The organism is Nocardia sp. NPDC052566 (assembly GCF_044547285.1).
GTDB lineage: Bacteria > Actinomycetota > Actinomycetes > Mycobacteriales > Mycobacteriaceae > Nocardia.
Window position 1 is genome coordinate 180,478 of the sequence record NZ_JBIUAF010000010.1, and the last position, 16,089, is coordinate 196,566.

Here is a 16,089-nt window from a genome sequence, read left to right on the forward strand (position 1 = left end):
TATTCGTCAGTCCTGCCGCAGCAGTTCTGCTATCCGGCCGAGCGATTTCGGCGCGCACACGGCATTGTGATCGCCTTCCACTTCCAATTCGCTGATGTGCCCGAGCACGAACTCCGACCATTGACTTGCCAGTTCCTGGTGCCGCCCTTCGAGCGCGCGGACGACAACCGCGCTGCCGCCGTGCACCGGTGACTTGAACCGGGCGACCAGTTCCGCGTTGTTACTGATCACCGGAACCAGCCCCGCGACCATGTCGTTGGTGGCGGCGGAGTCGCCGAGCCCGCCGAACCGCTGCTCCATCCAAGCGACAACCGCCTTGTGCCGCTCTTCCTCCGGCACCTCTGCGGGCTTCTGGTCGCCACGGGCCGGGGGCGCGTCCAGGATCAATAGCCTGGCTATCCGATGCCCTTGTTCATGAAGCCGTGCCGCGATCGCGTGCGCGACCACACCGCCGAACGAGTACCCGAGGACTGTGTACGGTCCGGTGGGTTGGATGGCGCGGATCCGGTCGATGTAATCCACCACCATCTCCTCGATATCGCCCGCCATGGCTGATCGACCGTCCACGCCCCGAGCCTGCACGCCGTATATCGGCCGGTCGGTTATGTGCTCACGCAGGCCCCAATAGGCCCAAGCCACCGCACCGCCGGGGTGTATGCACCAGACCGGATCTCCGACATCGGACGCACGAATAGGCAGTACCAATGCCAGTGGATCCGAATCCTGTCCGTCATCGCCTAGGTGGCCCGATAGACCTGCCACAGTGGGGTTCTCGAAAACCGTGCGAATTGCCAACTCCACGCCGAGTACCGTTCGGACCCGCCGGATCAAGCGCAGCACAAGCAGCGAATGGCCACCGAGATCGAAGAAGCTGTCGTCGGCACCGACTCGATCCACGCCGAGAATCTCGGCGAACAGCGATGCCAGCAGGCGCTCCTGCGACGATGTCGGTTCTCGATACTCGCGTTCGACGAGCACCGGATCCGGCAAGGCTTTGCGGTCGAGTTTTCCGTTCGACGTCAATGGCAGCCGGTCCATGACGACCACCGCGGACGGCACCATGAATTCGGGAAGTCGCTCACCGACGTATCGCCGCAACGCCGCCGGAACCACGGTGGTCCCGGCAGCGGCTACGGCGTAACCGACCAGTTGCTTGCCGCCGGCGGGCAGTTGCCTGGCTACCACCGCGGCATGGGTGACATCCGGTGCATTTCGCAGAACCGCCTCGACCTCACCGGGCTCGATGCGGAATCCCCGAATCTTCACCTGCTCGTCGGCGCGTCCGATGAACTCCAGTAATCCCAGGGCAGACCAGGTCACGATATCGCCAGAGCGATACATCTGCTCACCGGGATTGCCGTAGGGGTTGGCGACGAACCGGTCGGCGGTCGACCCGGGCCGTCCGTGATACCCACGGGCCACGCCGGTCCCTCCGATATACAGCTCACCCGGTGTGCCTACCGGGACCGGACGCAAACGGCTGTCGAGCACGTACGCCCGCATATTTCTGATCGGTGTACCGATCGGAACACCCACACGCGGTGCCGCCACATTATCGGGCACCTCGAACGAAGTCATATATACCGTGGCCTCGGTAGGGCCGTAGCCATTGATGATTCGGGTATCGGGAAGTAGATCCCTGACTTTCGCGGCCAGCTGCGCGCTCAGCGACTCGCCGATGAAGAATATCGTGTCGATATCCGTGTCGCGGCGGGCGCCCAGTCCGTCGATCACCTCGGCGAATGCGGACGGAACAACGCTCAGCACATTACCGAGCGGTCCAGCGGGCTCAGCGGCAACGAGAATATCGCGAACGATTTCGATACTGCCGCCGCTGCATATCGCCGGGAACAGTTCGAATACTGACAGATCGAACGATACCGAGGTGGCTGCGAGAATTTTCGACGGCTGTCGATCCTGCCAGAGCAGGCTCGCGCACGCGTTGACGCAATTCACCACACTCCGGTGCGTGACGGCGACGCCCTTCGGCCTGCCGGTCGAACCGGATGTGTAGATCACATACGCGAGATTCTCCGGTCGCAGCACGCCACGACGCTCAGCAGCGGTGATCATCGCGCCCGGAGCGCAGTCGAGTCCGTTTCCCAGCTCGGCGTCGAATACCTCCTCGATCAGCAGGGTCTCAACACCCGTACCCGGCAGCAGGCTCTGCAAGGCTGCCGTGGTGATCAGAGCCGACGGGTCCGCGTCCGCGAGGATGCCCGCGATCCGGTCAGCGGGGTAATTCGGGTCGATCGGCAGATATCCGGCACCGGACTTCAACACCGCCAGCAACGCGACCACCAACTCCGCCGACCGTGGCAATGCCACCGCGACCAGCGAGTCCACGCCAGCACCGGCGGAGATCAGCTGGCGCGCAAGGGTATTCGCCCGCGCGTTCACCTGCGCATACGAGTAATCGACACCCTCGAACACCACGGCGGGCGCGTCAGGGACCCGCCACACCTGGGATTCGAACATCGACACCACGGTTGCTTCCGGAGCTATCGGTGCCGCGGTGGCATTCCATGTGCGCAGCACCAATTCACGCTCGACAGCGTCGGTGACCTCGATATCGGCGACCCGGGCCGCGCTCGTCGCGCAGATCTGGTCGAGCACGCGCACGAACCGGTTCGTGAACCGCACCACCGTTTCCCGGTCGAACAGATCGGTGGCGTACTCGACTGAACCGGCGAAACCCACGCCGACTCCGCCGGTCGCCACCGGGGGATGCATGTCGATCATCAAGTCGAAACGCGCAGTGGCGGTATCGGACTCGATCACTTCGACCGCGCAGCCCACCTCCTGCGGTGCCAGGTCCGGTAGGTCGAAGTTCTGGAACGCCAACCCCACCTGGAACAACGGATGGTGCCCCGTCGAACGCGTCGGATTCAACAATTCGACGAGCCGCTCGAACGGCACATCCTGATTCGCGTACGCCGACAACGCCGTCGCGCGCACCCGCTCAACCAGATCGCCGATGGTGGGATCACCCGACAGATCCACCCGGACCACCAGCGTATTCGCGAAGAATCCGACCAGATCCGACAGCGCGTCATCAGATCGGCCCGCGATCGGCGAACCGATCGTGATGTCCTGGCCCGCACCCAAACGATGCAGCAGGATCGCCAGCCCGGCATGAACCAGCATGGATACCGTCACGCCCTGTGCGTGCGCCATCGTCTCCAGCCGGGCACGTACCTCCGATGGCACCTCGAATCGGACTGTATCGCCTTGATACGAGGCGATTTTCGGCCGCGGCCGGTCGGTCGGCAGCTCGATCACTTCGGGTAACCCGGCCAACTCGGCCTGCCAGAACGCGAGCTGCTGTGCGATCAACGACTCGGCGGACTCGGCCTCACCCAGCAATTCACGCTGCCACAGTGTGTAATCGGCGTACTGCACCGGCAATCGCACCCAGGCGGGCGGGTTTCCGTTACGTCGTGCCGCGTAGGCGTTGAACACATCCCGAGCCAATGGCACCATCGACGAACCGTCGGTGGCGATGTGATGCACCACCAACACCAGCACGACCCCCTCGGAGCCACGATCGATCACCGTGGCGCGCACCGGAATCTCACGTTCCAGATCGAACCGATACCCCGCCGCCGTGGCCACCGAGTCGGTGACCAGCTCAGCCGAAGCGTCGACCACCGCGACCGGAGCCTCGACCGCGCCGGGTTCGAGAATGTGCTGAGCACTGACACCATCACGTTCGATGTAGACCGTCCGCAATACCTCGTGGCGTTCGATCACGTCACCGATCGCGGCCACCAATGCCGGGATGTCGATGGCACCGGTGAGTTTCACCGCCATCGGAATGTTGTACGTCGCCGACGGGCCCTCCAGCTGATGGAGGAACCACAGCCGCTGCTGCGCGAACGACAACGGCAGCGGCTCCGGACGCTCCCGCGCGGTCAGCGCGATGCGGACCCGAACCTCATCGCCGAGCCGCGCGGCCAAACCGGCCACGGTCGGATTCGCGAACACCGTCCCGATCGGTACCTCGGCCCCGAGCACCGCCCGAATGCGGCCGATCAACCGCGTCGCCAACAGTGAATGACCGCCCAGGTCGAAGAACGAATCATCGGCACCGACCCTCGGCACACCCAGCACCTCGGCGAACAAACCAGCCAAAGCCTGTTCGCCGGCACCCCGCGGATCCCGGAACGGCACCGTGCCGCCGAACTCCGGATCGGGTAGTGCACGCCGATCCAGCTTCCCGTTCGAGGTCAACGGCAAGAGGTCCAACACCACCACGGCCGCCGGTACCATGTACTCCGGCAGACGCTCGCCCACGAACCGGCGCAGATCCGTTGCGGTCGTGTCGGATTCGGCGTCGAGCACGACATACGCGATAAGCTGCTTCCCGCCGCCGACGGTCAGTTCGCGGGCGGCCACCACCGCCTGGTGGATACCCGGATGGGTGAGCAACGCCGTTTCGATCTCACCCGGCTCGATGCGGAAGCCCCGCACCTTCACCTGGTCATCGGCGCGGCCCGAATACTCCAGCTCACCTGTCCGAGTCCATCGCACCACGTCACCGGAGCGGTACATCCGCGCACCGGAAGGACCGAAGGGATCGGCGATGAACCGCTGCGCCGACAGACCTGGCCGACTCCGATAGCCGCGCGCCAAACCCGCACCCGCGATGTACAACTCACCCGGCACGCCCACCGGAACCGGCCGCAACCAACCGTCCAGAACACGCACGGCGAGATTGGAGATCGGTGCACCGATGGGCACCGACACCACATCGGCATCGGTGACCTCATGGAAAGTCACATCGATGGCGGCCTCGGTCGGGCCATACAAATTGTGCACCCGAGTTCCGGTCGCGGTCCGCAGCAGCTGCGCGGGCGCGGCAGTCAATGCTTCCCCCGAGGCGAATACCTGCCGCAGACTCGAGCATTCGTGTAATGGAACCGCCGTGAACTGCGTCAACATCGACGGAACGAAATGTGCGACGGTGACTTTCGCCTGTCCGATCAGGTCGGCCACGTAGGTCGGGTCCCGATGCCCGCCCGGTGCCGCAAGCACCATCCGGGCCCCAACCAGCAACGGCCAGAACAATTCCCACACCGAGACGTCGAAGGTGGACGGCGTCTTCTGTAGCACCGCATCCGCGGCGTCGATCGGATACCGATCCTGCATCCACAGCAACCGGTTGACCACCGCCGCGTGGGTGACCGCGACGCCCTTCGGGCGGCCCGTCGACCCCGATGTGTACATCACGTACGCCACATTCGACGACCGCAGCGCCCGGTGACGCTCGCAGTCGGTGATATCCACCTCGGCTGGGCCGGGTACCGCTGGACCGGCACTGCTGTCCTCGATCAGGAGGGCGTCTATCCCACTGGCGGGCAAAAGGTTTCGCATTGCCGCAGTCGTGACCACCACCGCGGGCTTCGCATCCGCCAGCAGGTAGGCGATCCGGTCGGTCGGATACTCGACATCGATCGGCAGATATCCGGCACCGGTCTTCAATGCCGCCAGCAACGTGACCACCAACTCCAGTGACCGTGGCAGTGCCACCGCCACAAGCGATTCCGCCTCGGCACCGGCAGCGAGTAAACGGCGCGCCAACATGTTGGCCCGCGCATTCACCTCTTCGTACGAATATTTCGCACCGTCGAACAGCACCGCTGTCGCAGTCGGTGCCCGCCGAACCTGGGCTTCGAACAATGACACCAGGGTCGCGTCGGGATCGACCGCTGCCGCCGTGTCGTTCCACGCATGCAACACCGATTGGCGTTCGACCGGGTCGATCACCTCGACGGCGGTCATTCGGGCCTGCGGATCGGCGGCGAGGACGTCCAGTACGTGCGTCAGCCGGTCGACGATCTGTTCGATCCGGGTCTGATCGAACAGATCGGGGCGATAGCTCGTACGCAAACGCAGGCATCCGTCGAGGTGCGCGATCAGGCTCAACGGGTAATGCGTGCTGTCGACGGTGCTGACCTCGTTGATGGCGACACCGTCCAGGCTGTCGGCGAGACCACGCAAATCGTCGATGTCGATCGGATAGGACTCGAACACGACCAGCGTGTCCGCCCGCGCACCCGCACCCACCGCCGCCTGAATCCGGGCCAGATCGGAGTGATAGTGCTGATCGAGCAACCGTGCCTGTTCGTCCTGGAACCGGCAGATCGCCTCCGCCACCGTCTCGGTAGCGGACAACGACACCCGCACCGGCAACGTGTTGATCAGCAGACCGACGATTGACTCGACCCCCAGCACCTGCGGCGGTCGGCCCGATACCGTGGTCGCGAACGCCACATCCGCGCGTCCGGTCAACCCCGCCAGCGTCACGCCCCAGGCGAACTGCAAGACGGTATTCACCGTGACCCGCAATTGCCGCGCCAACTCCACCACTCGCCTGGTCGATGCCGAGTCCAGCGCGGTGTGGTGGTCCTGCGCCACCTGGGTCATCACCCGATCGGTCCCGGACCCGGCCAGCAATGTCGGCTCCACCAAGCCTGCGAACGCGGTGCGCCAGACCTCGAGACCGGCGTCGGCGTTACAGTCCGCCAGCCATTGCAGGTACGGGCGCAACGACATCGGCTCGGCCAACGGCAGTTGCTTCGTACCGCCACCGATGTAGAGGGCGAGCAGGTCGCCGACAATCAGCGGCAGCGACCAGCCGTCCAACAGGATGTGGTGGTTGGTCAGCACCAGTTCGTAACGGTCGGCCGCATGACGGAGCACGGTGCAGCGGATCGCCGACGGCGCGCTCAGATCGAACGGCGTCACTCGATCCCGCATCCGCAGTTCCGCGCCACCGGCCGCCGCGTCCGCCTCCGGCACGTCTGTCAGATCGACCAGCTGCCAAGACAATTCGACGGACTCGGCCACGACCTGACGCACCACACCCGCGGTATCGGCGACGAACGCGGTGCGCAGCGCCGCATGCCGCGTAAGCAGCTGCGCCGCAGCGGCTTCCATTCGATCGACGTCGAGCTGACCATCGAAAGTCAATGCGATCTGCGCGGTGTACGCATCAACCGACGAATTGGCCAGCAGGGCATGGAAATACAGACCCGACTGCAACGGCGTCAATGGCCATACATCGGCGACCGCGCCATAGCGCCCTTCCCACGCATCGATATCGTGCTGCGATACGGCGACCAACGGAAAATCCGATGGCGAATGTCCGCCCGAGCCCGGCAGGTCGGCGGACTCGACGATCGAGGTCAAGGCCTGAACCCAGTGCGCGGCAAGCTCATCGACCTCTTCGGCCGAAATCACCGTCGACACGAACCCGAACTCCGCACGCAACCGGCCACGGTGCACGATCGCATTGACCTCGAGTCCAGCCCGAACCGGCGTCTCCGGGTCCGAGCCGAGGTCCAAGTCGGTCGGATCCGCTGCCGGCATCCAGCCCTGCCCGGCCAGCTCGGCCGGGATCGACGACTCCGACACCTGGCCCAGGTAGTTGAAGAGCAGCTGCGGTATCGCGGTACTCGCCAGGGCCGTGGCGGTGTCCGGATTCAGATACCGCAGCAGTCCGTAACCGATGCCCTTGTCCGGCACGGCCCGCAGCTGCTCCTTCACCGCCTTCAGCAGGGCGCCCACCTCATCGGCATTTTCGATCGCCGGAGTGTCGATCAGCACGGGGAACAGCGTCGTGAACCAGCCGACCGTCCGCGAAATGTCCGCTCCGGCAACGAGAGTCTCCTCCCGGCCATGGCCCTCCATGTGCACCAGTACCGATGAGTCCGCGACCCCACGACGTGCTCGCCACGATTGCACCGCCAGTACCAGACCGGCGAGCAGGACTTCGGCGGGTCCGCAGTGAAAGCGAGCCGGGACGCTCGTCAGCAGCCGCATGGTCACCTGTTCAGGCAACTGCGCCCGAATCGAACCCGACACGGTGCCCACATCCGCGGGCGATCCGGTGTCGGTGCCGCCGAGCGACCACCCGTCCACGTGCTGCTGCCACCTGCTCAGCTCAGCGACTCGTTCCCCGGTCCGCGCTGCCTCGACCTGCGCATGCGCCCACCGTCGCATCGATGTCCCGGTCGGCGGCAGCACCGGTTTCGTAGCCCCAGCGCCTATTTGCTGCCACGCCGACATCAGGTCCGGTACCAGAATTCGCCATGACACACCGTCGACCACCAGGTGATGCAGGATGAGAATCAATCGTCCGGCCGAGCGGCCGGGTTCGGGCTCCAGCCATACGGCCCGCATCATCACCGCGAGTTCCGGTGCCAGACAACCGATTTCATGAGCCAGCTCGGATCGTACGAGCTCGCTGAGCTGGCGATCGGTCAACGATGCGGGGATCCGAACGTGCCGGACCCGGGTATCGACGTCGATGCTGCCGGGCTCCTGCACCAGCAGGTGCGGTTCCGCGCCGAGTGGTCGGAACAGCTGGGCTCGCAACATGTCATGGTGATCGACCACAGCGGTCAACGTCGCGACCAACCCGGCGCGGTCGATTCCCGCCGGAAGCTCCAGCACGACATGCTGATTGAACCGATCGAACCGACCGCCACGCTCCACTAGCGACCGCATGATCGGTGTCAACGGCATGGTCCCGACACCACCGCCCGGCAACTCCGCCAGCACCGCAGCCCGCGCCGGCCGGGCCACGACCGCCAGCCCCGCGACAGTCTTGTACTCGAACACCTCGCGCGGCGTGAAGTGCAATCCTCGCGTTCGGGCCCGCGACACCACCTGGATCGCCAGGATGGAATCACCGCCCGCCGCGAAGAAATCCTCATCGATGCCGACCCGCCGCACCGCGAGCACCTCGGCGAACACCGCCGCCAACACGTGCTCCGGATCGGTACGCGGCTCTCGGTACGCGGCCGTGGCGGTGGGCCGCGGTTCCGGTAGCGCCTTGCGATCGAGCTTCCCGTTCGGCGTCAGCGGCAATCGATCCAGCACCACAACGATCGCGGGCACCATGAACTCCGGCAGGCGCTCACTCACGAAACCACGTACCTGCGGCGAATCCACCACGCCGGCATCGGATTCGGTGTCGAGCACCAGGTAGGCGACAAGTTGCCGGCCACCGTCGGCCCCGGATTCGCGGGCGATCACGACAGCCTCGCGCACTCCCGGCTGAGTGCGCAAAACCGCCTCGATCTCGCCCGGCTCGATCCGGAAACCCCGTACCTTCACCTGGTCATCGGTGCGAGCCAAATATTCCAGTTCCCCGCCCGAGGTCCAGCGCACCACGTCACCGGAACGGTACATACGTTCACCAGGGCCGCCATGCGGGTCGGCGACGAACCGCTCCGAAGTCAGCCCCGCCCGACCCCAATACCCCCGGGCCACTTGTGAACCCGCGATGAACAACTCACCCGGCGCACCGATCGGCACCGGCCGTAAGCAGGAATCCAGCACATAGATACGGGTGTTCCAGACGGGTGCGCCGATCGGCACCGACACCACATCCGCATCGGTCACCTCGTGAAAGGTCACGTCGATCGCGGCCTCGGTCGGACCGTAGAGATTGTGTACCCGGGTACCGGTCGCCGCCCGCAATCGCCGCGCCGGAGCGGCAGGCAATGCCTCGCCGGACGCGAAGACATGCCGTAGGTCGACGCAGTCCCGCAACGGCACCGTCGTGAACTGCGCGAGCATGGACGGCACGAAATGGGCGACGCTGACCCGCTCCCGCGCGATCAGATCGGCCAGATAGGCGGGATCTCGGTGCCCGCCCGGCGCGGCCAACAACATCTGCGCTCCCACCACCAGTGGCCACAGCAACTCCCACACCGAGACGTCGAAACTGATCGGTGTCTTCTGCAGCACCACATCCCGCGCGTCGAGCGGATAGCGGGATTGCATCCACACGAGTCGGTTCACCAACGCCCCGTGCGCGACCGCGACCCCTTTGGGTCGTCCGGTGGATCCCGACGTATAGATCAGATACGCCACATTCGACGACCGCAATACACCGCGGCGCTCCGCGTGCGAGACGTTCACATCGCCATAAGCGGCGAGATCGAGATCCTCGATCAGCACACACGCTGCCGCGTCAGGCAGCGCACTGCGGACGGCCGCGGTCGTAATCGCCACTGCCGCACCGGAATCGGCAAGGATGTAACCGATCCGATCGGCCGGATAGTCCGTGTCGATCGGCACGTACGCGGCACCGGCCTCGAGTACCGCCAGCAATGTCACCACGAGCTCCACCGAGCGCGGCAGCGCCACCGCGACCAATGACTCCACGCCAACGCCCGAATCGATCAGATGCCGAGCGAGAACATTCGCTCGCGCATTCACCTCCGCATAGGAGAACCGCACACCTTCGAATACCACCGCGGTCGCATTCGGGGACTGCCGCACCTGTTCTTCGAACAATGACACCAGCGTCGCATTGCCGTCGACCGGCATTGTCGTGACATTCCACTGGTCCAGCACCAGCGCGCGCTCGGCGGCGTCGATCACCTCGATATCCGCCACCTGCGTTTCGATACCGTCGGTGATCCGCCGCAGGCACGTAATAATCGAGCCGACGAGGCGACGCATGTCATCGGTGCCGTACAGCCGGCTGTCGGCGCGCGCCTCGACATAGAGGTCACTGCCCGCGGCCAGGTCGTACATGATGACGACCGTCACCGCCGTTTCCGCGAAGATCGGGAGGGGATGGGCCTCGGCCTGGCCACCCGGGACCGGAAAGTACGCCTTGAACGGCATGATATTCACGGAAACACCTGTCACCGTTGGATCATTACCGGCTTCGACAATATCCCGCCGAATGTCGGAAATATTGTATTTGGCGTGCCGAAGGACGGTGCCCATCTCCGACTGCACTCCGAATGTCAAATCTTTGAATGTCGACGCTGGATCCAAGGAAATACGCACCGGTATCGTATTCGCCAGCAAGCAGGGCGTCCGTCGAGCCGGGCCTACCCGGTTCGCTACCGGCAATTGAATATAAAAGTCACGGCTATGCGAAAATGAGCCCATGACCAATCCGACAGCGGCCATCAATGTCGCAGGCAACTGCGCGCCGATTCGCTCGGCATTCTTGGTCAGTAGCCGCAACTCGTCGGGATCCATTTCGGTACCGTGCAGCACGACCGTCGGGGCTGCGCTGGAACCTTTCCCAGGAAGACGCAGCGGCTCCACCGTCGGATCCATGTACTCGGCCCAGAAATCGCGGTCGCGACCGAACCGCTCCGATTCCCGATACCGTGTCGAGTCCGCATGGAAGGCCGCGATATCCAAATTCGTCACGACCGGAGCCGCTGTACCCGAAACGGCCGCCGAATACAGCTCCAGCAGCCGCCCCGCGAGGAGCGCGGCGGCCGCGCCATCGCTGACGATATGGTGCGACACATAGCAGATGAATATCCGCTGTGCCGACTGCCTGATCAGATGAATTCTGAACAAATAATCATGTTCCAGGTCGAATCCGGTCTGGGCCAGCTCCGCCATCAGCCGCATCGCATCATCGGGTGCCGTGCCGGATCCTGCCAAGTCCACCACGGTAGGGGTCCACGCGCCCAACTCTCTTCGAATCAGGCGTGGCGCACCGGCTTCGGTAACCGCATTCACCAGGAGAGTCGGCGTCTCGGATATCATCTGCCGGGCCGCCGCGCACATTGTGTCCAGATCGATCTCGATCTCACTGCTGATATCGAGATACACTGCGAGGTTGAATGGCACATCATGGTCCAGCTGCTGGGATAACCACACAGCATGTTGGTTCGCCGTCAACGGGTAGGAGACGGCGGAGACCTGATCAACCACGAAGATTCCTAACTTGAACCTACACAAGACATGCAGAAGCCAATGGTGTAGAAATCGCTCACCCGAGCCGAGGAATCCAGTTCCGGGGGTCGAACTCCGTGACCATTTTCGGAGGGTACAGCATGCGGGTCGATTTCGCGTTGTGCGAAAATAACTACGCGATCATTTATTGTTCACTGCCCGGCATCCCGCGTAGTGAATGGCTTGCGTGCGCAAGCTACAGACTCAGGTGAATTCTTGTCGCCCGGGTGAATTCTTGTCTCAGGTCAATTCGGCCGACCATCGCGGGTACATCGAGAAGGTGTCAAGGCTGTCGGTTGGGGCCGGGACCAGCGGCCGCCGCCGGACCAGCATGGATGCGGCTCAGCTCGAAGATGCTGTCTCGCAGGCGATGTCAGGACATCGCTCGCCGCCGCTCTCCCGGCACGATCGGCGTCGGGTCGTCGATTGCGCGGGGGCCGACACCTACGGCAATACGTTCACCGACGGTTCATCTGGTTGAAGCCAGCCGAGTTCAGTGTTGCCGCACCAGTAAGAACACCTGACGCCGACTCCACCGTGAGTTGTCCTGTGCCAGTGCACCGTCCTTGAAGGAGGTTGTGTTGACCTGCCGTGGAGAGGCCGGCTCGACGAGGAGGCATCGGCCGCTCCGTCAGGCGTTCCGCCCCAAGGAGACTCCCACTCCGGCCGGCCCGGCACCGCGCGAACTCGACGCCCGGCCCGGCAGTGCCTTGCTCTTGTTCATCGAACACCCCACCCAATAACCCGATCGGAAGTAGTAACCCATGCGCCCCACCCTCTACACCGCCAGCAGCTCCGGCCCGGGCCGGGTCAGCATCATGGCCAAACCGCGCGGCGGCGACTGGCTACCCGATGAGATGGCCGCCCTGCGGGCAGCCGGCGTCGATGTCCTGGTCTGCGCGCTCACCACACCCGAACTCCACGACACCGGCCTGATCGGCGAACCCGCCGCCGCCCGGGTCGCCGGACTGGACTTTGTCGCCATCCCGATCCCCGACCGCGGCGTCCCCGACCTGCATGCGATCCTGCCCACACTGAAGCGGCTGGCTGGGATGCTGTGCGATGGCAAACACATCGTCACCCACTGCCGGTTCGGCATCGGTCGCTCCAGCCTGCTCGCCGCCTCGTTGCTCATCCTCACCGGCACCGACCCCGACATCGCCTGGCACCAACTCCAACGGGCCCGAGACCTCCCCATTCCGGACACCGCCGAGCAGCGAGCCTGGACCAACGTACTGACCAGCCACCTCCCGCTCGACCTTTCGGATTCCACAGAACGACCGAGCGAGCCGCAGTGAAATGCCGCTAGCCGTCGAATAGCTCAGTGGTGCTGCCGAATCCGTCCACTCTCCGAGTGGACCCGCAGACCTCGTCAGCGGGGAACGGTTTGTCCTGGGCGCAGTACCGGTCCGCACGCACCCGTCTTCTGGTAGTCGGGCAGTAGGTGTGGCAGGACGGTGCTCGAGTACTGGCGTAGTTGTTGGAGTTGCTGGTCGTCGCGGACGACGTCTTTGCGGACCCAGTCTTCGTCGACGCCGAACGCCGCGTCTTGGTATCGCTGGATCTGGTGGTAGTCGCGGGCCATTCGCGGGTCGAGGGTCAGTTCGTTGCGCCACCAGTCGCCGTGGGTGTGCACGAAAGTGGGTTTGCGGTCCTCGAATACGTAGTCCTCGAGGCTGATGGTGTCCTTGCCCGCGTAGATGTCCGCGATCCGTGATTCGGTGAGGCCGGCCATATCGATCAGCCGCAGCCGTGATGTCAGCGAACTGCCGCCCATGTCGGGCGCCAGCAATGTGCCCTGCCGGAGATCGAGGATGTCGGCGTAGCCGTTGAAGTAGCGCCCGAAGCGAAGGGCGATCCAGCACAGGGGGACATCCGAATCGGCGCGGTAGGACTCGGCTTCGTCGGCCAACGCGACACCCGACGGGATCAGTGCGCCGACCAGCGTCAGCGCGATCAATATCCGGCCCCGCGTGCGCAATTTGGCAAGGAGTTCCGCCGCCGACAGTACGACGACGAACGCGGCGAGGGCCCACACCGGAGTGGCGAAGCGGAATTGCTTCATCCAGTCCGGCTGCAGTACGCAATAGGCGATCATCGCCAACGCCAGCGGAACCAGCAGTGCGACAACGCCGTCACGCCATCTGCTCGGTGCGGCCAAGGCGAGCCCGACCACGCCTACGGCCGCGATAACCGCCGGCGCACCCGCATACTGCACCAGTTCCCCGGCCCTGGTCAGATCGTGCACGGTCGGTATCGCCTGATGTTTGGCCACCGCCGTATTGGCGACGAGCCTGCCGAATTCGCTGTACCGCCACACCAGATACGCCCCGAACGGAATCGCGAACGCGACACCGGAATACAGCACGTGCCGAAGTCCGGTGAGCCAGGTCGCGCGCCGGACCAGAATCAGCGAAACCAAAGGATATGCGGCCAGATAGATCAGGCCGTCGGGCCGGGTCAGTGCCGCGAACGCCGCTATCGCACCGGCGGTCACCGCCACCGCCGGTGTCCACAGTCGCTGGTCCAGCACCGCAAGGAACAGGCGGACGGCCAGCACGCACGCCGCCAGCGCGAACAACGAGTTCTCCAGGCCGGAGAAGCACCAGATCACGAACGACGGAATCGCCGCGAGCACAACGCCGGTCACGAAGGTGACCAGCGCGGGCCACCGCGACACTCTTCGCGCGGCGATGTAGCAGGCGGCGAGAATGCCCGCGCAGCACAGCAGCGCAACGGCTTTCGGATACACGACGAAGTCCGGGATGCCGAAGAGGGTGCCGCGGTCGAACAGGCCACACCATTTGCCTACGACAAGCACCAGAAGCCAAGTGGGATTGGAGAATCCCTCCACCGGTTCCGCGCCGGGCTGCAGCACCGGACCCGAACCCTCGGCGACACTTCGCGCATAGGCGAAGGTGATTCCCGCGTCGTCCACCAGCCAGTTGCCGTATCGCGTGGCCTGCCATGCCAGCAGCAGCACGCCGCCCAACACCGCCGCCGACGCTGTCCACCACGACCGACCACGTCGATTCCGCAAGTCCGCACGCAACTCGGCAGAAGCTTGCGGCCGCGCGATCTCTACCTCAACCATTCATCAGATCCCAAGTTCGAACGATGGCGCCTAGAACACAAAAACCTTAGCGTCCCTCATGAGGCTCGCTACTCGACTCCGCCCGCCGTGGGGTGGGCGCAGGCGTGACCAACGACCGATCGAGCACGTGGCTCGCCGCTGTTGGTTGTCCGGCAATTCCGCGCTGACCTGGCAGTATCGCCGCATTCCCTGTGCATGACACCGACCCCGATGGTCTGCGGCGGGCGGTCTCGGCCGAGTTCGTCCACCACGGTCAAGATAGGGGGGTCGCGCTCCGCTCAACCGCGACTCGAAGGTGTTATGTCTGGTTTGCCTGGATCGACTCGAGGATCGCCGCGGCGTGATCGACGAACAGCAGGTGACCGGCGCCCTCGACGATCATGAGCGTGCTGTTCGGGAGGTTGTCCGCGAGCTGCCGACCATCGGTGACCGGGACGTTGCCATCGGAATCACCCTGCCAAACCACCACGGGCACAGCGATATCGGTGAGTTCGAAACCCCAAGGACGCGCGAACAGCACCTGCAGATCGGCCGCGACGCCACGGCTGCCTTGCGCGAACGCGGTACGCATGTTGGCGTCGATCTTGCCGAGCAGTTCGTCGTCACCGGCGATCCGCTCGCGATCGGTCGGCGACATCCGCGCGATCATCGCCGCCATTCCGCGCGGCGTACGCGTCACCGCGGCCATGCGTGCCGCGGCCGGTCGCGCGAGAAACGGAAACCGCCGCAACACCATCAGCCCACCGGCACGTCGCACATCGCCCGCACCCCTGTCGGCTGTCCCGTCGCCGAACGGAGCGGGAGAGCTGACGACCACCGCCCGGGCCACCCGGTCGGGCAAGCGGTAGGCGCACGCGAGCGCGTACGGGCCGCCACCGGAGGCGCCGAGCACCGCGAACCGATCCAAGCCGAGCCGATCGGCCACCGCGGTCACGGTATCGATCCAATCGATGATCCGGCGACGCGGCGACATCGCCGACGCACCCATCCCGGGACGATCGATCGCGATCAGCCGCAATCCCGTCGCCGCGGCCGCATCGTCCCCGAAGACGACGGCCTCCCTGTGCGAACCGGGCACGCCATGGAATGCCAGGACCGGATACCCGGACCGATCCCCGCACTCCATACCGCCCACCGTCACACCCTGCAGCGTCATCGTCCACGGCGTGGGAGAGGTCACGTCAGCAGGATACGAGCCGGCGGACGCGTGGCACCTCGAAACACGACGTTGCGTTGAATACCGATGCGCGAGCCCGAAATTCGGT

At 64.8% G+C, this 16,089-nt stretch carries 4 protein-coding genes; 1 reads left to right on the forward strand and 3 read right to left on the reverse strand.

All coding sequences use genetic code 11. The features are described from left to right. Nucleotides 1-6 precede the first annotated feature (6 nt). Nucleotides 7-11,709, reverse strand: a complete 11,703-nt coding sequence (locus ACIG5A_RS43025) for an amino acid adenylation domain-containing protein (RefSeq protein WP_397251294.1) — start codon at nucleotides 11,707-11,709, stop codon at nucleotides 7-9. A gap of 785 nt (nucleotides 11,710-12,494) precedes the next feature. Between ACIG5A_RS43025 and ACIG5A_RS43030 the strand changes: the two genes are divergently transcribed. Next, nucleotides 12,495-13,028 (forward strand): hypothetical protein, encoded by a 534-nt coding sequence (locus ACIG5A_RS43030; protein ID WP_397251296.1) that lies wholly within the window; start codon nucleotides 12,495-12,497, stop codon nucleotides 13,026-13,028. A 74-nt stretch (nucleotides 13,029-13,102) separates the two neighbouring features. Here ACIG5A_RS43030 and ACIG5A_RS43035 read toward each other — a convergent pair whose 3' ends face one another. Together ACIG5A_RS43035 and ACIG5A_RS43040 are read right to left on the reverse strand one after the other, a co-directional pair. After that, a complete protein-coding gene (locus ACIG5A_RS43035; protein WP_397251298.1) occupies nucleotides 13,103-14,725 on the reverse strand; it encodes a hypothetical protein in 1,623 nt (540 codons plus the stop codon). Between the two features lie 397 nt (nucleotides 14,726-15,122). Then, nucleotides 15,123-16,004 (reverse strand): alpha/beta fold hydrolase, encoded by an 882-nt coding sequence (locus ACIG5A_RS43040; RefSeq protein WP_397251300.1) that lies wholly within the window; start codon nucleotides 16,002-16,004, stop codon nucleotides 15,123-15,125. Between the last annotated feature and the right edge of the window lie 85 nt (nucleotides 16,005-16,089).